General features: G+C 72.4%; 1 protein-coding gene. It reads right to left on the reverse strand.

Annotated features, from left to right (window positions below; all coding sequences use genetic code 11):
- The coding region (locus ACNFOC_RS54980) for a hypothetical protein (RefSeq protein WP_416966394.1) at window positions 1–619 on the reverse strand (619 nt) is incomplete at its 3' end.
- Window positions 620–659: the final 40 nt, after the last annotated feature.

Consider the following 659-nt stretch of genomic DNA (forward strand, 5'->3'; position numbering starts at 1 on the left):
GCACCCCCGCCCGCTCCAACTGCGCGAAGACCGCGCGCGGCGCCCGATGCCAGCGGATGTCGTCGTCGGCCACCTCCGGAGCCGGATCCGTCCGCACCCACGGTGTGCCGTCCGCGGCCACGAACAACTGGTCCTCCCGCTCCACCGCCACATCACCACCCGGAGCCCGACTCGTCCGAGGCCAGCCCCCGACTCCGGTCAGCCCCCACACCACGGTGATCCGCACCGCCGGGTACCGGCCCGCCTCCCACTCCGGCGACACCCGCTCCGTCCCCGCGTACGTCGGCTGCAACAACGTCCACAGACGTGCGAACGACGGTTCCCCGGAGCGCCACGCCTCCGTCCGGCCCGTGCCACCCGACACGACGAGCGCCAGATCCGGGATGTCCCGGCGCGGGTCCTGGGCCCGGGCCCGCACCTGATCCGTAGCCGGGGGCCGCGCCGGATCCATCCCGACAACTTGGACCTGGACCTGGGCCTGGGCCGGAGCAGCCCCGGCCAGAGCCATCAACACCGGCCCTGCCAGAGTCATCAACACCGGTCCCGCCAGAACCATCAACACCGGCCTCGATACGAGACACCGGCCCTGCAACCTCGCCCGTCCCCTCCCGAGTTTCATCCTTCCCCCCTCTCCATCTCTCCTCGTCCCCTCCGCCCCT

Source organism: Streptomyces colwelliae, from assembly GCF_048158785.1.
Lineage (GTDB): Bacteria > Actinomycetota > Actinomycetes > Streptomycetales > Streptomycetaceae > Streptomyces.